Raw genomic sequence first — 18,506 nt, forward strand, 5'->3', positions numbered from 1 at the left:
ATTTATGCATTAAAAGTCTGAACCATATCGACTTTTATCCCCGGAATAAGAAAGCGTTACTCGGAATAGCAAAAAAGCCGCACTGCCATCTCGTTACGGAGGGGCAGTGCGGCTTTCGTTTAGGCAGATATTCCGGCGAATATTGCCGTTATAGCTGGTGGTCTTGCATGTGTTTTAAGAATACATCGGCAGCCATAAAACCCGTAACACGAGCATTTGGAACATGGTTACCCTCGCCATCCCAGAACTCTATGGTTGGCAAACCGAGTACCTGTAATTGTTTAAGCAGTTCAATGTCTTGAGGCATGTTTCTCGTTACGTCAGCCTGAAGCAGGACGAAATCAGAAAGCTTGTTCTCAACATCAGCTTGGTGGAAGGTGTACTTCTCAAACTCTTTACAGGCCACACACCAATCGGCGTAGAAGTCGAGCATCACGGGCTTACCGAGTTTCTTCGCTTCGATGAGCTGGATTTCTAATTCTTCAACCGTGTTGACGCGCGCAAATTGGATTTGCTGTTCAACCACCACGCTCTTTTCTGCAAACCAGTAATTCAACGCAGGTTGCGCAGAAGCGAATAGGCCGAGCATCGCGATGATACCAACAGCGCTTTGCTTCCAGCCGCCGAATGGCAGTGCATTCTTGCTGTGGTAAAGCCAACCAAAGGCGATGAAGCCTAATCCAGACCAAAGCACGGTTGCCCATAATTCAGGAATAATTCGCTCTAGTAGGAAGATAGGCGCTGCCAGCAAGATAAAGCCGAATACGATCTTCACCTTATCCATCCAGCTGCCTGCTTTTGGCAGTAGCTTATTACCAAATACCGCAACCAAGATCAGCGGGATACCCATACCCATCGCTAACGCATACAGAGCAATCGCACCCGTTAATAGGTCACCACTTTGAGCGACATACAGCAGCGCACCGGACAGTGGCGCGGTGGTACAAGGTGAACACACCAAGCCCGAGATAGCGCCCATCGCGAACACGCCCAAGGTATTGCCACCTTGTTGTTTGTTGCTTTGATTGTTGAGCCAGGTTTGGATGCTGCTTGGTAGTTGTAGGTTATAAACGCCAAACATCGATATCGCCAAAGCTACGAACAAAACACTCAGCGCGATCAGTACGTAAGGGTGTTGCATGGCCGCTTGAAACTGCATGCCTGCTGAAGCAACCACTAAACCTAATAAGGTGTAGGTTAACGCCATGCCTTGCACATAAATGAACGACAGCATTAACGCGCGGCCTTGGCTGAGCTTGCCGCCACCCAAGACGATACCTGTCAGAATTGGGTACATTGGCAGAACGCACGGCGTAAAGGCTAAGCCAACACCGAGTGCTAAGAATAGTAATGGAGTCCACCAACTGTCACCGAGCTTATCGGCTAAGCCTGCTTCTTTTGAAACGGGAGCATTGGTTGGTTGAGTGGCATTGCTTGCTGCGTCAGCTGTAGAAGAAGAGGGTTGTACTGAACTGTCCGCTTCACCAGCTGCAGCAGAAGAACCTTGTGAGGCACTGCTGTTTTGGGCATCACCACTGTTTTGCACATCACTGCTTTTTATATCCCCAGGATTCGTCGAAGTAAACGGTTCAATGTCGATTACTCGAGTTTCTGGTGGGTAGCAGAAACCAGCATCTGCACAACCTTGATACTTAACGATCAGCTGTGAGCCATCTTGGTAACTCTGTAGCGGAACTTGCACGAATAACGGCTGAGTATAAATGCTCACCTCACCGAAGAATTCATCTTGGTGTGGTTGGCCATCTTCCATTTCAACATTGCCGATAGCGAGATTTTGGCCAGTGAACGAGAGGCTATGTTGATAGAGGTAGTAGCCCTCTTTTACTTGCCAGTCGAGAAGGACCTTGCCGTCTTGCTGGTAGTAATTGAAAGGGAAAGCTTGGTCTACAGGGACAAAACCGTTGTTATTGCCTCCGAAGCTTGGCTCGGCGTTGTCGTTTCCAAAAAGCGCCCACGCAGGCTGGGTGAACAGGGAAACACAAACAAAAAGTAATGTGGCAAGTCGTCGCATACTATTTAGTCATCAAAATGGAGTTGAAGGTATCTTAACTCAATCAGACCGTAATAGTTTGTGATTAGTTTCATCGACCAGCAAATATCCGCTAGGGCGGGTGAGCCACTTTCTTAGGCAATCGAGAGAGGGTTAGCAGCGCAACTGCAGTGAACTGCCCTTGCCAATAAGACATTTAGGCAACACCCAAGCGTGCTCTTACTACTTGTTCGCAAGCATCAATGTTCATCGTGTCTTTCGGGATAATTAGCACGGTGTCATTGCCGCCAACCGTACCGATAATCTCGGTATGTGGGTCGATATCGACTAATCTTGCGACCAACTGTGCGCAACCAGGGTTTGTTTTTACGATCACCATCGCTTGGTTGTGAGTAATTAATTCGATTTGTGATGAGATTGAGGCATCGACACGCACAGGCGCGCTTTCAACCGTGATGCAGTAAACCTTTTTACCACAGGCATTCTGAATTTTGACAACGCCAAGCTGTGACAAAATGCGAGAGACGGTCGATTGGCTGATACCTGTATAGCCAATGTCGACGAGTTTCTCGCGCAGTTGATTCTGGGTCGAGAAGCTTTGTTGTTGTAGTAAGCGTTTGCACGCGGCAGTCAGTGTTTTATCTTCAGCTGAATACAAGCAACCGTGCTCAGTGATTTGGTTCATGAACAACTCCTTAAGGTCAACGTGTTGATATCGCTTGTCCATAGCGCAGAACGCACTCCCAAGCCGTAGAGTACGATTGTTAATTAGAGCTTACCGATGAACCCCGAAATAAGAGGGAGGGTATGCGAGATGTATGATCATCTATTCATTGAGTCTAACACTAAAGGATAGTTATCTTTTTGAAGGCGATCACCAAACAAAATTCTGGTCAATTGCTTTTGTTGCGGAGTTTTATTCTTTGGTTAAATGGATATTTATTCCGTGTTGGGAATAAATATCCATGAATTATTAAGGGTTTTTGTTGCGGAGGTAATAGCGCTAAGGGTTAGCGAATTTCACTCATGATCTCGCGAGAGAATACTTTTTCACAGTAGTGACATTTTAGCTGTACGTTTTCGTGTTTTAGCTGCACTTTAAAGCTACTTTCGACAGGTTCACCGTGCGAAATACAGTTGCTATTTGGGCAAGCGAACACACTGTTGATTTGTTCTGGCAGCACAAGTGTTAGCTTGTTGACCACTTTGTACTCTTCAATCTGATTCACTGTCGCTTGTGGAGCGTATAGAGCCAATTGGTTGGCTTGTTCCTTGGTCAGAAAGATGTTCTCAATCTTGATTAGGTCTTTGTTGCCGAGCGCTGATGATGGCAGGTTTAACCCCATCGTGATGCGTTGTTCTGTTTTATGCAGCTTGAACAGTTTGAGAATTTTAATCCCAAGATGAGCAGGGATGTGGTCAATCACGCTGCCATTACGGATCGCTTCTACTTGTAGCTGAGTTTGTTTAACCATGACTGTATCTCCTGCTTATAAAGTGTCGTTTAGAACTAGGGCTAATAAAGCTTCACGTGCATACACACCGTTTTCGGCTTGTTCGAAGTAGTAAGCGTGTGGCGTTTTATCGACGTCAGTTGTGATTTCGTCGACGCGTGGCAGTGGGTGAAGTACCTTCATGTTTTGGCGAGCGTCTTTCAGCGTATCGGCCGTCAGAATGTAAGCCGATTTCATGTGCGCGTATTCTGACGCGTCAAAGCGCTCTTTCTGTACGCGAGTCATGTACAGCACATCCAGTTCAGGCACCACTTCTTCAATGCTGCTGTGGGTGCTGTATTGGATCCCCATCTCTTCCAATTCTTCACAGATGTAATCAGGCATCGCTAACACTTCTGGCGCGATAAAGAAGAAACGCACGTTATTGAATTTTGAGAGTGCTTGCGTCAATGAGTGCACGGTGCGGCCATATTTTAGGTCACCAACGAATGCCACATTGAGGTTATCGAGCGTGCCTTGCGTTTCGTAAATCGAGAATAGATCCAACAAGGTCTGCGTTGGGTGTTGGTTCGCACCGTCGCCACCATTCACAATTGGCACACCGTTAGAGAATTCAGAGGCTAAACGTGCTGCGCCTTCTTGTGGGTGACGCATCACAAAGGCATCAACGTAAGAAGAAATGACCTGCACCGAATCGGCAAGTGTTTCGCCTTTTTTAGCCAGCGATGTGTTTCCGCCATTATCAAAGCCGATGACGGTGCCGCCAAGGCGTTGAACTGCGGTTTCAAATGAAAGGCGAGTTCGAGTTGAAGGTTCAAAAAAGCAACTCGCGACAACCTTATTTTTCAGCAGCTCTGGATTTGGCTCTGCTTTGAGTCTTGCGGCAGTATCGACGATAAGCTCCAGTTCATTACGAGATAGCTCTGGAATGGAGATGATGTGCTTGTTAAATAACGAATGCGCCATAACGGGTCTTCCTTTTTCTATGCATACAGTCAAATTGCGGACAAAAAAAAGCCCCCTAAAAATAGGAGGCTTCGAAACGATCAATAGAGCAAAATAAAAATGACACCAACGCCATTCTAAGGCGTATTGGTTGACAATCATGTGCGACAAAATTGCGGTTCATTTTTTGCTCTCTTAAGACAAATTGCGGAGGATTATACTCAGATAAAAAGGCCATGCAATACTTTCTGTAAAGTATTCATTTAATGGATTTTTATGCGAAATAACATCCGTTTTAAGCTTCCATTTAAGCCTTTGTTGGAACTGAGAATCTCAGGCTTTTTTAGGTAATAATCTATTCAACTACATGAAAAAAAATGCGAGCTTTATCCAAGGTCAAAATCCCAAGAACGCCACCCGCATTTCCCTGTCATTGCACTTAACTTATTAACGTCTTGCGAACAAGTGAGTGCTTAACTGCTTAATTGCTTAATTGCTTAATTTCTTAATTTCTTAATTTATTAACTTCTTAGCTGCCTAACGTCGCAACCATGACTGCTTTGATGGTGTGCATGCGGTTTTCTGCTTCATCGAACACGATAGAGAATTCAGACTCGACCACTTCATCTGTCACTTCTACGCCATCTTTAAGCTGCGGATATTCAGAAGCAAGCTGTTTGCCTACTGTGGTATCTTCGCCGTGGAAAGCAGGTAGGCAGTGCATGAATTTCACATGTGGGTTGCCTGTTGCCTTGATCATGTCCATGTTGACTTGGTAAGGCATCATTAGGTTAATACGCTCAGCCCATGCTTCTTTTGCTTCGCCCATTGATACCCAAACATCGGTGTATAGGAAGTCACAACCTTGCACGCCTTCTTGAACATCTTCTGTTAGCGTGATTTTGCCGCCCGTGTGTTCTGCGATTTCACGACATTGAGCCAATAGCTCTTCTTGTGGCCAGAATTGTTTTGGAGCAACAAGGCGAATGTCCATGCCCATTTTCGCAGCGCCAACCATCAGAGAGTTACCCATGTTGTTGCGAGCATCACCTAGGTAAGCAAAGCTGATTTCATGCAATTGTTTACCACGGCCGTATTCCGTCATGGTTAGGAAGTCAGCAAGGATCTGTGTTGGGTGGAATTCGTCAGTCAGACCATTCCATACCGGTACACCAGCGTAAGCGCCTAGCTCTTCAACGATTTCTTGACCGAAGCCGCGGTATTCAATGCCATCGTACATACGGCCAAGAACGCGAGCGGTATCTTTCATTGATTCTTTGTGGCCAATTTGAGAGCCAGATGGGCCTAAGTAAGACACTCGAGCACCTTGGTCGAATGCGGCAACTTCAAATGCACAGCGAGTACGAGTGGATGTTTTCTCAAAGATAAGCGCAATGTTTTTGCCAGTCAGTGTTGGCTGTTCGTAACCGTTGTACTTCGCTTTTTTTAGCTCCATAGAAAGATCTAACAAGTGTTGAATTTCGCGTGGAGTGAAATCTAGTAGTTTTAGGAAGTTACGATTGCGTAGGTTAAAAGCCATGATGTATTCCTTCTTAGATTTAGGCGCTTTCTTGTTACAGGGAAAGAAAATTCAAGAAAGCGCGATTCAATTTTTTAGTTAAATTTGTTCGGTTCTGTTTGTTTCGTTTAATTCTGTTTTCGCAAGCTTTAAAAGCTCTCAAGGTTTCAGCTTCTTAAGCTTTAAGGTTCTCAAGCTTTAAGTTTTTCAAGATGATAAAGCTCGCTAGTGCGTTAACCTTTGGTGATATTGGTGCCCGCTTGGCCTTGCAAGATTTGCAAACCATCTTCGAGTGCACCGATACCTACTACTTTGCCGCCTTGTTGAATGAATTCGCACGATGCTTCAATTTTTGGCCCCATTGAGCCTGCATCAAATGTAAACTTCGCCAGTTCGCTTGGTGTGGTGCTGCGCAGTGCATGCTGAGTTGGTTTGCCCCAATCAAGGTACACAGCTTCAGCATCGGTCAAAATAAGCAGCGCATCCGCATCCAGTTGTTTCGCTAAGAAAGCCGCTGACATGTCTTTGTCGATAACCGCTTCAACACCCACTAATTTGCCATTCTCTTTTTTCACTGGGATGCCACCACCGCCAGTACAAATCACTAGGTGGCCTGCATCGATAAGTTGGGTGATCGCTTCGTGCTCAACAATGCCGGTAGGGCGTGGGCTTGGTACCACGCGACGGAAATGTTGGCCGTCAGGTTTTACTATCCAGTGGAATTTCTCCGCCAACTCACGCGCTTCTGCTTCTTCGTAGATCGGGCCAATCGGCTTCGTTGGATCCGCAAATGCTGGATCGTTTGGATCAACCGTCATTTGCGTCAACATGCACGAGATGTTGCGGTCAGGCAGGTAGTTCTTGAACTCTTGCATCAGCATGTAGCCGATCATGCCTTGAGTTTCACTGCCCAATACATCCAGCGGATACGGGTTTACTTTTTTGTATTCCAAACCTTGCAGAGCAAGTAGGCCAACTTGTGGGCCATTACCGTGTACTAGAACTACGTTGTACACTTTCGCGATTTCAGAGATGGTTTTAACCGCGGTTTCAATATTACGGCGTTGAACATCGGCTTCTAACGGCTCACCGCGACGAAGTAGGGCGTTACCGCCGAGTGCAACAACAACAGTTTGCTTGGTCATAATTGTGTTCTCTCATTCTGGCCAAGCTGAGATTATTTAAGATCGTTCAACTTGGCCGTTTTCGTCTTAGTGATTAGATACCATCACGCTCAATTGGGCAGCTCATGCAGCGTGCGCCACCGCGACCGCGACCAAGTTCGTCTCCTGGAATCGGAAGAACCGTGATGCCTGCTTTGTCGTATTTTTCGTTGGTGTAGGTGTTGCCTTCGTAGCCAATAACGACGCCAGGTTTAACCGTTAGAACGTTGTTTGCATCGTTCCACTGTTCACGTTCTGCATGGAAGTTGTCGCCACCGGTTGTGATTAGGTTTAGCTTGTCTACGCCAAGTGCTTTTTCGATAGCCGTTACGAAGTAGCCTTCTTCTTTCACTTTTACAGCGCCAGACTCATCGCCAGTTAGGTTCCAGCACTGCACGTCTTTACTTACCACTTCAGGGTAAACAGAGAACGTATCTTCGTTCATGTGAGTCATTACTGTGTCTAAGTGCATGCAAGAACGGTGTTTTGGTAGCTGCATTGCGATAACTTGTGTCGCTTGACCGTGTTTGAATAGGCTAGATGCTAAGTGTTCAACACCTTGTGCTGTTGTACGCTCGGACATACCGATAAGCACCGCGCCACGACCAAGTACAAGAACGTCACCACCTTCAATCGTTGAGTTGTCGTAATTGATTTTTTCTTCATCGCCGAAGTATTTAATGAAGTCTTGGCCTGCGAATGTTGGGTGCCAACGGTAAATAGCACGAACGTGGTTTGTTTCACGTTGACGAGCTGGTTTCGCCATTGGGTTGATAGATACACCGCCATATACCCAGCAAGATGTATCGCGAGTAAATAGGTGGTTTGGTAGTGGCTCGATAATGAAGTCGGTTGGTGCGTGCATGCCTTGCATCATTGAAGATGATTTCATTGGCATCTCAGCGTAAGACAAACCGCCCGTTAGGATTTTTGCTAACTCTAGGTTTGGTAAATCGCCTAAGTAGCAGCGCACATCATTGGCGAATGTTTTACCCAAACGGTAATCAGATACTTGGCAGCTTAGTAGCCAATCTTTCGCTTCTGGCACGGCTAGTGTGTCGGCTAGCAAGTCAGTAAGAAGAAGAACCTCAACACCTTGATCACGTAGCGTTTGAGTAAATGCGTCATGCTCTTTACCTGCACGCTCAACAGCCAGTACGTCATCAAACAGCAAATCGTGACAGTTAGAGGGGGTTAGGTGAGTCAGTGCGCGTCTTGGGCGGTGAACTAGAACGCGGCGTAATTGACCTATTTCAGAACCTACATAGAACTTACTCATGATCGTCTCTCTCTTATATATTTGAATTACTTTTATTGCTAAGAGTAATTATTTATTTTCAGTTGAGAAGAATGAATTATTTTATTCATATCTCTTGTCTGGAATTAATATTACGCCTGCTAGTCAGGTATTCTTAGAGATCTATCACAAATCGTTTTTTATCCCGCAGCCCTTTAAAATCAAGGGTTTTAACAAACTTTATGCACTTTCAACTATTGTCAGTCTTTTCTAAATAGTTAACTCCTTGGGAATATTATGCATGCTTTTTTCATTCACCTAGCTAGAATCCAATTTGTGAGGGATTATATGCAAAATGGTTTTATTGATAAGAATGAGCTTAGATTGGAAGTATGCAATGTTTTTATTTAGATATTTAATTTTGGATGTGGAATTAATTAGTTGTTAACAAAATAAATGCGAATAAAGCTATTGTGGTCACATTTTATAATTGGGTTTTTTAAGCCGGTTTCCTATAAAAATCACTACTATTTCCTCTTTGGTTATTACTGTTTAAATTACTTTAAATATAATTAACGCTAATAAATGACTAAATATTTGTATAAATATAAGAGCGAAGAATAGTTGGCGATTTATTAGCTTTAACCTTGATGTTTAAACGTTGGCTTACTCTTTGTCGCAAGTGGTTTTTGCTTGTTTAAGCTTTGCTACTGAGATAGGTCATAGAGAGGCGTTAAATGAAGCGTGTGCAGCTCGGCAGGTTGTTTTGGTGATTGGGTTGGAGTTGGATTAGATAGCAATAAAAAAAGCCGCTATGGAAGCCGCTATGGAAGCGGCTTTGGATGAGAACGGAGTGAAGTGCTTTAAGTTAGATAAGCGCACCAATACTTAGTACAACGATGCAGAACACCATTAAGATACCGACTAATGGCATTACCCATTTAACCCAGCGAACATAAGGGACGCGGGCAATCGCCAAGCCACCCATCACAACCGCAGAGGTCGGGGTGATTAGGTTCACCAAGCCAGATGCTGATTGGTAAGCGGTGATCACAAGGTCACGACCTACGCCAGCAAAGTCGGCCAGTGGTGCCATGATTGGCATGGTGAGTACGGCTAAACCAGACGTTGACGGCACTAAGAAGGACAACAAAATCTCTAAGAAGAACATTACGTTAATAAAGATAACTGAAGAAAGCCCCGTCACCATTTGTTCTGCAGAGAACAGAATCGTATCGGTGATCATACCGCGGTCCATCACGACCACGATACCACGCGCGATACCGATGATAAGCGCTACACCAAGTAGGTCGCGGGCACCATCAATGAAGCTAGTGGTAAACTCTTCTTCGCTCATGCGAGCCACAATACCGACAATGATTGTCGCGGCTAAGAACATCGCTGAGATCTCTGCCATCCACCAGCCAGCAACCGATACACCGTAAATCATCACAGCGAAAGAGCCACCGAAAATAGTGAGGATTAATTTACGCGTTGTGGTGAAATCAAGTTTTTCGTCGCTCGCGTTACCAAGGAAGTGCGCTTTGTTCTCTTCGTATTTGTCGTAGACAATCGATGTTGTTGGGTCAGCTTGAACCATTCTTGCGTAACGCATGACGTAGGCAACACAAATTATCCAACCAATAACGAGCATGGCAATACGCAGCACGATACCGTCAGTAAATGGGATACCAGAGGCGTTGGCAGCGATCACGGTTGCGAATGGGTTAATCGTTGACCCTAGCACACCAATCCCTGCGCCAAGCAGTACGGTCGCAGCAGCAACAAGAGGATCAAAGCGTGCAGCCATCATTACTGGTACTAGTAGCGTATAGAATGGCAGTGATTCTTCCGCCATGCCGTAGACGGTACCGCCAGCAGCAAACAATGCCATCAGTATCGGTATCATCAACTCTTCTCGCCCTTCTAGGCGGGCGGTGACGCGTTCGATACCGGCATCGATGGCGCCAGTTTTGGTTACTAGCCCTAAGAAGCCACCAATGATTAAGATGAACAGCGAAACATCGATTGCTGCAGCTTCATAGCTATTGTGGTCGTAGAAACCGTCAATAGGCGCGAGTAGTACGTCAATCACACCTTGAGGGTTACCTTCTACTGCTTGATAGGTTCCGGTAACCGGTACTTCTCGACCTAACTCTTCATTCATTGCTCGGTCGTATTGGCCTGCTGGAACAACCCAGGTAAGCAGGGCTACGAATGCAATTAGAATAAATAGAATGGTGTAGGCAGAAGGGAATTTAAAGTTGGCAAAGAAGCCGCCCTTTTTTTTCTCGCTTGGTATCGTCTGAGTCGTCATGGCTATCTCCTTACATCATCCTAAATAGAATTGACGTGAATTAGCGACTAATGTTTATAGATTGTAAATACAGTGATATTTATAAAGCATTCAACGATATAAAGTTCTTGCCCTTATAGAGCGAGCATCTATATGACGTTACCGACTTTAAATATAAGCATCTTTATATTTATATATCCAAATGAATTTAGATTTAATTTAACTGCGGTTATTTTATTCCTTACGTCGGAATTTAAGTTTGGTATTGTTCACAAAAATAGTGACCAATGAATAGGCTGAAAAACGTTAGAAAAAGAGCAAGGTTTTTTGGTTAGTTAGCTTGGATTAATATTCGATGTGAATTATAGAAAAACAAGGGGTGGTTGCGTTGGCAGGCATTGTTAATGAATGGCGTGAATATTATTGGAATTTTATTCAAACTTTATTTTTGTTCGGATTTTTAGGTTTATAATGTTTATTTGATACGTATCAAATAAACACATTGTGCAGAAAAGAAAAAAGGAAGCCGAAGCTTCCTTTTAGGTTTGGTTTTTCAGCGAGTGTTAGATAAACAGACCGCCGAATGCGAAGCCGAGTGCTACCGCTGTACTGATTGTTGCCACACCAGGAATGAAGAATGGGTGGTTAAATACGTACTTACCAATACGAGTTGAACCTGTGTCATCCATCTCAACCGCTGCCAGTAGCGTAGGGTAAGTTGGAAGTACGAACAGTGCACTTACCGCAGCAAAAGAAGCCACGGCTGTTAGTGGTGCTACGCCAATCGCTAGAGCTGCAGGCATCAGTGCAACCGTTGTTGCGCCTTGAGAGTAAAGCAGCATAGAAGCGAAGAACAGAACAAGAGCCAGCATCCAAGGGTAGTCAGCAAGTAGAGCACCAGCAACGTCTTTGATTTCAGCAACGTGTGCATTCACAAACGTTGAACCTAACCAAGCCACACCAAGTACACAAACACATGCTGTCATACCTGAACGGAATGTTGGAGCCGAAGAAATCTTCGCTGCATCAATCTTAGTGAACATCACGATTGCCGCTGCTGCTGCCAGCATCACAGACATGATCGCTTCGTTACGGCCCAGTGCTGGGTTTTCAATTAGGCCAACAGAGCTAGAGATAGCGGCTGCGTAGCAAACAACAAAACCAATCGCCGCAAGGAAGATGTAAGTCGCTTTCTTCGCTGTTGGTAGAATTTCGCGTTTCTCTTCTGTTGCTAGCTTGATTAGACCTTTCTCTAGACGTTCTTGGTAAATAGGATCGTCTTTCAGTTCGCTGCCCATGTAGTTCGCGACAACCGCACCAACCATACAAGCGATGAAGGTTGTTGGAATACAAACCATCAATAGCGTTAGGTAATCGACACCAAAGGGTGCCAGCATCGCTGCGAAAGCCACAACTGCTGCCGAAATAGGCGAAGCTGTGATCGCAATTTGAGAGGCTACAACTGCGATAGACAGTGGACGAGAAGGACGAACACCTTGGCCTTTTGCTACTTCTGCAATAACAGGCAGCGTAGAGAATGCTGTGTGACCAGTACCCGCCATCAGTGTCATTACAAAGGTCACAATCGGCGCGTAAAAGGTGATACGTTCAGGGTGTTTACGCAAAAAGTTTTCTGCAATTTGTACCAACCAGTCCATACCGCCAGCAACCTGCATTGCTGCAATTGCGGTGATAACCGACATGATGATCAAAATTACATCGACCGGGATAAAAGATTGGCTTGTTGGAACACCAAGAATTAATGAAAGGGCAATAACACCAGCACCACCGGCAAAACCAATACCGATACCGCCAATTCTGGCCCCCAAAAAGATAAAGAGCAGGACGACAAATAGTTCTACTGCAATCATAAGTAACACCTCATTTTAGATTTTATTATGTGAACATTCGCCACTGGAATGTTCACATAATAGTTCTATGGTTTAGGTTTAATTAAGCAAAAATGCAACTAACGGAAATCCACAAGATCAGCAGGGTTAACCGTATTGGAGCCTAAAAAAGGGCTCCGTTTGGAGCCCTTTCTCGCTACCGTTATTCGTAGCGTTTAGCTTTATACTGAGGATGCATCAGATTTTCAATAGAGAAAATGTCATCAAGTTCTTCTTCGCTCAATAAACCGCGCTCTAGAACTACATCACGAACACTCTTACCTGTTTCAGCACAAATCTTACCTACAATGTCACCCTCGTGGTGGCCAATGTATGGGTTTAGATAAGTAACGATACCGATAGAGTTAAATACGTGAGATTCACATACTTCTTTGTTCACAGTAATGCCGTCTACACACTTGTCGCGTAGGTTCACACATGCGTTTGTTAGGATGTCTAAAGACTCAAACATGCTTTGTGCGATAACAGGTTCCATTACGTTCAGTTGAAGTTGACCGCCTTCTGCTGCGAAAGAAACCGTGTTGTCGTTACCTAGAACTTTAAAGCAAACTTGGTTTACTACTTCAGGTACAACTGGGTTTACTTTAGCAGGCATGATTGAAGAACCCGCTTGCAGTTCAGGTAGGTTTAGCTCGTTGAAGCCAGTACGTGGACCTGAAGAAAGAAGACGTAAGTCGTTACAGATCTTAGACAGTTTAACCGCTAGACGTTTAAGTGCGCCGTGCGTCATTACGTATGCGCCACAGTCAGACGTTGCTTCGATAAGATCTTCAGCCGCTACACATTCTAGGCCAGTTACTTCTGCTAGGTGCTTAACTGCTAGGCCTTGGTAACCCGGTGCTGCGTTCAGACCAGTACCGATAGCTGTTGCGCCTAGGTTAACTTCAAGCAGTAGTTTTGAAGTGTATTCTAGGTTTTTGATTTCTTCGTTGATGGTTACAGCCCAAGCGTGGAACTCTTGGCCAACCGTCATAGGCACAGCATCTTGAAGTTGAGTACGACCCATCTTCAAAATTGTGTTGAATTCTTGGCTCTTAAGCTCAAATGCACCTTTTAGGTATTCGATAGCATCGATCAGTTTACGAACGCTGTTGTAAACAGAGATGCGGAAGCCCGTTGGGTAAGCACAGTTTGTAGATTGGCTGCGGTTTACATGGTCATTTGGGTTGATGAACTCGTATTGGCCTTTTTCTTTGCCCATAAGTTCAAGTGCCACGTTCGCAACGACTTCGTTCGCGTTCATGTTTACAGAAGTACCAGCACCACCTTGGAAAACGTCCGATGGGAACTGATCCATGCACTTACCGGTGTCTAGAATGAGGTCACAAGCTTCGATGATGTATTTAGCCACTTCGCTTGGAATTACACCTAACTCTTTGTTTGCTAAAGCCGCTGCTTTCTTTGTCATCACCATACCGCGAACGAATTCAGGTACATCTGAGATCGTTACATTTGAGATGTTGAAGTTTTCAACTGCGCGTAGAGTGTGGATGCCGTAGTAAGCATCAGCCGGAACATGACGTTGACCTAATAGATCTTCTTCGAGACGAGTAGCTTGAGGAGCTTCAACTTGAGCTTCTGATTGAGTAGCCATAACAGGATCCTTAGAGAATTATTCTGATTATATAGTTAGTTATTAGCCTATTCTGTGTGCAAATACTCCGTTCGCTAGAATATTGGGCTGATAAATCCGTCCTGACTTATGTGGCACATGATACTGTACTTAGCGCATAAAAATATTAAGTTGATCACCTTTTTCGTTTTTGTTTCGTCAATATTTAGCAAACTTATTCCGGGTCAATAAACACGCTTATTTACAGGATAAATTTGAGATTGGTAGGGCTTTCAGCGTAAACTGGACGTAACAAAGGAGGGCGTGTGTTTCCTATCTTATTATTACTCTTTATCTTCGTACCCATCATTGAGATTGGGCTATTTATTCAAGTTGGTGGCTTCTTAGGATTGTGGCCAACTATCGCGTTGGTTTTGATCACTGCATTTGTGGGTGCATCGCTGGTTCGTAGCCAAGGCATTCAGACACTTATGTCTGTGCAAGGTCGACTACAACAAGGCGAAATGCCAGCACAACAGATTCTTGAAGGCGTAATGCTTGCGGTTGCAGGTGTTTTACTGCTGACTCCGGGTTTTATGACGGACGCACTCGGTATGTTGGTATTGTTACCAGCACCAAGAGCGATGATTGCCAAGAAAATGATGGAAAAAATGGTGGTGACCAATATGTCTGGTGGTTTTCATGCGGGTGGACAAGCTGGTTTTGGCCAGAGCCCATTTGGACAAGACCCATTCAATTCAGGTCCATCTGACCAATCAAAAGACGGCAACACCTTTGAGGGTGAGTTTGAGAAGAAAGACGACGACAACGATCGTAACCGCTTAAATTAATGGTTTGTCTCTTTATATAGAGAGACAAACAGAAAAGGCTCTTACCGTTATCCTTCGCAAGAAAGTGATAATGGTAAGAGCCTTTTTTATTGCGTGTCGCCGACTGTTACTTACTGTTACTTAATGTTTATTATTGATAACAGATAACAGATAACAGATAACAGATAACAGATAACAGATAAGCTTGAGCGTTCGGTTATACCGCGCCTTCAAATCCCATTTGTCGCCATGCTTCGAACGCAATGATGGCCACTGCGTTAGACAGGTTCAAGCTACGTGCTTCTGGCATCATTGGAATACGAATGCGTTGCTCCATTGGCATACTTTCGATGAACTCAGCAGGCAGGCCGCGAGACTCAGGGCCAAACATCAGTACATCACCTTGTTGGAATTTCGCATCAACGTGGTGGCCAGTGGTCTTGGTCGTACAAGCAAAGATACGGTAGTCACCCTCACGTTCATTCTCTAGATACTCAAGGAAGGCTTCTAGATTCTTGTGACGCTTTACTCGTGCGAGGTCGTGATAATCTAAACCCGCACGACGAACTTTCTTCTCTTCGAAATCAAAACCAAGCGGCTCGATAAGGTGCAGGTTTGCGCCGCAGTTAGCTGATAGGCGGATGATGTTACCCGTATTGGGCGCGATTTCTGGTTCGTATAGAGCGATATCAAACATGTTGGTTCACAAGAATAATCAAAGATAGCCAGAGTATACGGTGGCAAGCTGAGTGAGTACAGTTCGCCACCCTCAGCTTAGGCTTGGTTCGCTAGTGCCTGCGCGTAGTTTTCAGATACCGCATTCCAATTCACTACGTTCCACCATGCATTGATTTGAGGTCGAGATGATCTTCAGTTGTCCTTCTTCCACCACTAGCCAAGCGAAGCCGGAACCAAAGGTATTGATTGCCGCTTGAGCGAACTGATCTTGGAATGTCTCGAAATCTGCGAAAGTACTTTTGATAGCCTCGCCAAGCTCGCCCGTGGGTTCACCCCCACCGTCTTGCGACATGCAGTTCCAATACAAGATGTGATTGTAGTAACCGCCACCATTATTACGAACCGCAGGGCTGAGCTGAGAAATGTTAGCGAAGATCTCGGTCAGAGACTGTTGCTCTAGCTCGCTGCCAGAAACAGCGGCAACAAACTTATCGTAGTAGGTTCTATGGTGCTTGCTGTAATGCACTTCCATCGTCTTAGCATCAATGTAAGGTTCTAGGGCGTCGTAAGCGTAGGGTAAAGCAGGGAAAGTGTGTGACATGGTAAATCCTCCTTAATTAGAGGATTTACCATAATGATAATAGCAATCATTATCAACTGTGATCTTTGTGGGGGTGTTATACCGGCAAGATTGGCAGGGTGATTTCGAGTTGTAATCCACCGAGCTGGCTACGGCTTGCAGTGATGGTTCCGCTGTGTTGGCGAATCGCACTCTCTGTAATCGTCAGGCCAAGTCCAGTGCCACCTGAATTACGATCGCGTGCTGTTGAAACTCGGTAGAAAGGTCTGAATATAGAATCCAGTTCATCCTCCGGTACACCATCACCGTTGTCATTGACGCAAATCGTCAGCTGATCTTGGACAACATGGAATTGCACATCCACTTGGTCTTTGCCGTAGTAGATAGCATTGCGCGTAATATTGTCCAAGGCACTCATCAGCAGCTTAGGGTTACCCGAAATAGAACGCTCTGGGATCTCTGAAAACGTCAGTAATTTACCCATCTGTTCAGCTTCAAACTCTGCATCTTTTAAGATCTCTTCCCATAAGCTCGAGATAGGTTGAACCTCACGAGTAATGTGGCTGTCGACCTGCATACGAGATAGCGTCAGTAGCTCACTGATCATTTGTTCCAAACGCTGCGCTTCGGTATCAATACGTTCTAATTCTTGGCTCTCACCTTGCTTACGAATTGCCAGTGCATTGGCCATGCGTAGACGAGTCAATGGCGAGCGCAGTTCGTGTGAAATATCAGAAAGTAGTCGCTGTTGCCCCGAAATCATCTGGTTTACCGCTTCCACCATTTGGTTAAAGCTTTCACCCGCTTGTCTGAATTCTGAGGTGCCTTTTTCAAGTTGAGGGTCGACCTCAAATTGCCCTTTTGCTACGCGTTGCGCTGCGCGCTCTAGCCTACGTGCGGGTTGACTCAATGCCCAAGCTAACCATAGCAATAGCGGGGTACTTGCTAGCATTACCGCAAGCAATAGTTGTAAAGGTCTATCAAACAGTCGTAGCAAAAATGGCGGTGGTTGGTTCCATTTTACTCCGGCATACATCAGTAATTCTTCACCAGCGAGTGTGATAGGTACTGGCCCTGCCACCATGTAGTGTCCGTATAGTTTCTGTTTTGGTACTTCAGGGTTATCAATCGAGGTAACAAAGTTGCGAATCGCCTTAAGCTTATAGTCCGAATGTCTTTTTGACGTAAGGACAGCGCCTTCTAGGTCGGTTAAATAGATGCGAGCACGAGAATCCTTGCGGCTACGTGGTGCCTCAAGTTGGAACACAATTTTGCCCAGATTAGGTTCTTTGGCGTAGCGTTTCTCTGTGATTTTAGCGATACGCTCGAGTTTATCTAGGTGATCTGCGGGCACATCTCGCGCCACTCGAGGGTCTAAATGGGGAAGTGACAGCACCGACAAAAGTACCAGTAACATGGTGAACCAAAAGATAGCAAAGATACGTCCATATAAGCTGGTGATTTTAGGGATGCGCATTAATCTTCCTCTACCAATAAGTAGCCACGGCCTCGTAAGGTTTTGATGCGAGACTTACCATCGCTGCGCTCTGGAATCTTCTTGCGCAGATTAGATATATGCATGTCTATCGCACGGTCAAACGCCGCCAGCCTTTTGCCTAAAACATCCAAGCTCAGTGCTTCTTTGGTGATCACTTGTCCTGGGTTTTGGATGAGATGGCTCAGTAAAGCGAATTCTGTGGTGGTGAGATCGATAATCTGTCCATTACAGTAAGCCTCTTGCTTGCCAGGGAAGACTTCGATGTCTTGGTATTGAATGATGTCGCTGGCTGATTTAGGCGCGGTGTTAGTCTGTGTTCGACGCAAGATGGCACGAATACGAGCGAGCAGTTCTCGGTCACTGAACGGCTTTGGCAAATAATCATCTGCGCCAAGTTCAAGGCCAATAACACGGTCGATCTCTTCGCCTTTGGCAGTCAGCATCAATACTGGTGTTTCCCAGTTTTCTCTCAGCTTCTTTAGCGTTTCCATACCGTTAAGGCGCGGCATCATCACATCCAAAAGAATCAGATCAATCTCATCATTGATAGCGTCAAGCCCCGCATAGCCATCATTGGCTTCGGAAACAGTGAAGCCCTCAAAGCTCAGGATGTCTTTAAGTAAGCTGGTTAGTTCTGTGTCGTCATCAATAAGAAGAATGTTCGCCATTGGGAAGCCTTAATCGGTTATCTACTATTTACAGGTTAATAATACTGCTAATTATTCGTCAACTTTCACTCTTTACGATTCTTTACGCTTTCTAAACGTCACTTTACGAGGGAAAGACTAATCTATATCTAAGCGCTGAGAAACAGACGCAATACATGACTTATT

14 protein-coding genes and 1 pseudogene are annotated in these 18,506 nt (G+C 45.2%); 1 reads left to right on the plus strand and 14 read right to left on the minus strand.

Features of this window, described 5'->3' with window-relative positions; all coding sequences use genetic code 11:
• Positions 1 to 148: 148 nt before the first annotated feature.
• The 10 genes from AACT19_RS21225 to aspA form a co-directional block, all read right to left on the minus strand.
• Positions 149 to 2,032 carry a protein-disulfide reductase DsbD gene (locus AACT19_RS21225; protein ID WP_076648670.1) on the minus strand — a complete coding sequence of 628 codons (1,884 nt, stop codon included), beginning with the start codon at positions 2,030 to 2,032 and terminating at the stop codon, positions 149 to 151.
• 175 nt (positions 2,033 to 2,207) lie between these two features.
• On the minus strand, positions 2,208 to 2,696 hold the full coding sequence (locus AACT19_RS21230; protein WP_004729722.1) for an arginine repressor: 489 nt from the start codon (positions 2,694 to 2,696) through the stop codon (positions 2,208 to 2,210).
• A gap of 325 nt (positions 2,697 to 3,021) precedes the next feature.
• Entirely contained in the window at positions 3,022 to 3,486 is a 465-nt protein-coding gene (gene pyrI / locus AACT19_RS21235) for an aspartate carbamoyltransferase regulatory subunit (RefSeq protein ID WP_004729721.1), read from the minus strand.
• A 15-nt stretch (positions 3,487 to 3,501) separates the two neighbouring features.
• Positions 3,502 to 4,431 (minus strand): aspartate carbamoyltransferase, encoded by a 930-nt coding sequence (gene pyrB, locus AACT19_RS21240; RefSeq protein ID WP_017095425.1) that lies wholly within the window; start codon positions 4,429 to 4,431, stop codon positions 3,502 to 3,504.
• Between the two features lie 508 nt (positions 4,432 to 4,939).
• Entirely contained in the window at positions 4,940 to 5,950 is a 1,011-nt protein-coding gene (locus AACT19_RS21245) for an ornithine carbamoyltransferase (RefSeq protein ID WP_076648672.1), read from the minus strand.
• A 212-nt stretch (positions 5,951 to 6,162) separates the two neighbouring features.
• Positions 6,163 to 7,074, minus strand: coding sequence for a carbamate kinase (arcC, locus tag AACT19_RS21250; RefSeq protein ID WP_004729718.1), 912 nt, complete (start codon positions 7,072 to 7,074; stop codon positions 6,163 to 6,165).
• A gap of 73 nt (positions 7,075 to 7,147) precedes the next feature.
• Positions 7,148 to 8,371 (minus strand): arginine deiminase, encoded by a 1,224-nt coding sequence (arcA, locus tag AACT19_RS21255; RefSeq protein ID WP_076648674.1) that lies wholly within the window; start codon positions 8,369 to 8,371, stop codon positions 7,148 to 7,150.
• 826 nt (positions 8,372 to 9,197) lie between these two features.
• Complete coding sequence (locus AACT19_RS21260) at positions 9,198 to 10,646, minus strand: YfcC family protein (RefSeq protein ID WP_017077582.1); 1,449 nt, start codon at positions 10,644 to 10,646, stop codon at positions 9,198 to 9,200.
• A gap of 542 nt (positions 10,647 to 11,188) precedes the next feature.
• Positions 11,189 to 12,496 carry an anaerobic C4-dicarboxylate transporter gene (locus AACT19_RS21265; protein WP_004729714.1) on the minus strand — a complete coding sequence of 436 codons (1,308 nt, stop codon included), beginning with the start codon at positions 12,494 to 12,496 and terminating at the stop codon, positions 11,189 to 11,191.
• 181 nt (positions 12,497 to 12,677) lie between these two features.
• A complete protein-coding gene (aspA, locus tag AACT19_RS21270; protein WP_076648676.1) occupies positions 12,678 to 14,129 on the minus strand; it encodes an aspartate ammonia-lyase in 1,452 nt (483 codons plus the stop codon).
• A gap of 284 nt (positions 14,130 to 14,413) precedes the next feature.
• On the opposite strand from aspA, the gene AACT19_RS21275 reads away from it, so the two are divergent.
• Complete coding sequence (locus AACT19_RS21275; protein ID WP_004729712.1) at positions 14,414 to 14,938, plus strand: FxsA family protein; 525 nt, start codon at positions 14,414 to 14,416, stop codon at positions 14,936 to 14,938.
• Positions 14,939 to 15,134: 196 nt separating this feature from the next.
• Here the strand turns inward: AACT19_RS21275 and AACT19_RS21280 are convergent, their stop codons facing one another.
• From AACT19_RS21280 to AACT19_RS21295, 4 genes and pseudogenes are all read right to left on the minus strand, one after another.
• Complete coding sequence (locus AACT19_RS21280) at positions 15,135 to 15,614, minus strand: tRNA (cytidine(34)-2'-O)-methyltransferase (protein ID WP_004729711.1); 480 nt, start codon at positions 15,612 to 15,614, stop codon at positions 15,135 to 15,137.
• Between the two features lie 77 nt (positions 15,615 to 15,691).
• A pseudogene (locus AACT19_RS21285) lies at positions 15,692 to 16,196 on the minus strand (superoxide dismutase).
• A gap of 76 nt (positions 16,197 to 16,272) precedes the next feature.
• A complete protein-coding gene (gene cpxA, locus AACT19_RS21290; RefSeq protein WP_004729709.1) occupies positions 16,273 to 17,652 on the minus strand; it encodes an envelope stress sensor histidine kinase CpxA in 1,380 nt (459 codons plus the stop codon).
• A complete protein-coding gene (locus AACT19_RS21295) occupies positions 17,652 to 18,341 on the minus strand; it encodes a response regulator (RefSeq protein WP_065607424.1) in 690 nt (229 codons plus the stop codon). Before AACT19_RS21295 ends, cpxA begins: the two co-directional genes overlap by 1 nt.
• Positions 18,342 to 18,506: the final 165 nt, after the last annotated feature.

It is taken from the genome of Vibrio sp. 10N.222.47.A9 (assembly GCF_963872585.1).
Taxonomy (GTDB): domain Bacteria; phylum Pseudomonadota; class Gammaproteobacteria; order Enterobacterales; family Vibrionaceae; genus Vibrio; species Vibrio splendidus.

Bases quoted from the DNA above. Each gene is read 5' to 3' on its own strand.
- AACT19_RS21225 (WP_076648670.1), bottom strand. From the start codon at position 2,032: ATGCGACGACTTGCCACATTACTTTTTGTTTGTGTTTCCCTGTTCACC.
- AACT19_RS21230 (WP_004729722.1), bottom strand. From the start codon at position 2,696: ATGAACCAAATCACTGAGCACGGTTGCTTGTATTCAGCTGAAGATAAA.
- pyrI (WP_004729721.1), bottom strand. From the start codon at position 3,486: ATGGTTAAACAAACTCAGCTACAAGTAGAAGCGATCCGTAATGGCAGC.
- pyrB (WP_017095425.1), bottom strand. From the start codon at position 4,431: ATGGCGCATTCGTTATTTAACAAGCACATCATCTCCATTCCAGAGCTA.
- AACT19_RS21245 (WP_076648672.1), bottom strand. From the start codon at position 5,950: ATGGCTTTTAACCTACGCAATCGTAACTTCCTAAAACTACTAGATTTC.
- arcC (WP_004729718.1), bottom strand. From the start codon at position 7,074: ATGACCAAGCAAACTGTTGTTGTTGCACTCGGCGGTAACGCCCTACTT.
- arcA (WP_076648674.1), bottom strand. From the start codon at position 8,371: ATGAGTAAGTTCTATGTAGGTTCTGAAATAGGTCAATTACGCCGCGTT.
- AACT19_RS21260 (WP_017077582.1), bottom strand. From the start codon at position 10,646: ATGACGACTCAGACGATACCAAGCGAGAAAAAAAAGGGCGGCTTCTTT.
- AACT19_RS21265 (WP_004729714.1), bottom strand. From the start codon at position 12,496: ATGATTGCAGTAGAACTATTTGTCGTCCTGCTCTTTATCTTTTTGGGG.
- aspA (WP_076648676.1), bottom strand. From the start codon at position 14,129: ATGGCTACTCAATCAGAAGCTCAAGTTGAAGCTCCTCAAGCTACTCGT.
- AACT19_RS21280 (WP_004729711.1), bottom strand. From the start codon at position 15,614: ATGTTTGATATCGCTCTATACGAACCAGAAATCGCGCCCAATACGGGT.
- cpxA (WP_004729709.1), bottom strand. From the start codon at position 17,652: ATGCGCATCCCTAAAATCACCAGCTTATATGGACGTATCTTTGCTATC.
- AACT19_RS21295 (WP_065607424.1), bottom strand. From the start codon at position 18,341: ATGGCGAACATTCTTCTTATTGATGACGACACAGAACTAACCAGCTTA.